This window comes from Mesorhizobium sp. GbtcB19, assembly GCF_019091085.1.
GTDB lineage: Bacteria > Pseudomonadota > Alphaproteobacteria > Rhizobiales > Rhizobiaceae > Mesorhizobium.
Map to the genome: position 1 here is coordinate 1 of NZ_JAGXJY010000214.1, position 275 is coordinate 275.

General features: G+C 37.1%; 1 rRNA gene. It reads right to left on the minus strand.

From position 1 onward, the window contains the following. Positions 1-96: 96 nt before the first annotated feature. Positions 97-275, minus strand: a 23S ribosomal RNA gene (locus KVT37_RS32210); the annotation flags it as partial.

Here is a 275-nt window from a genome sequence, read left to right on the forward strand (position 1 = left end):
TTCATTTAAGACAAGAATTATTTTAACTCATTTACTTTTGAAAGTCAACAAGTTTTTTATATTCTTTCAAAACTAGATAACATTGCTTCATATTAAATGGTTAAGTCCTCGATCTATTAGTATTCGTCAGCTCCACATGTCACCATGCTTCCACCTCGAACCTATCAACCTGATCATCTTTCAGGGATCTTACTAGCTTACGCTATGGGAAATCTCATCTTGAGGGGGGCTTCATGCTTAGATGCTTTCAGCACTTATCCCTTCCGCACATAGCT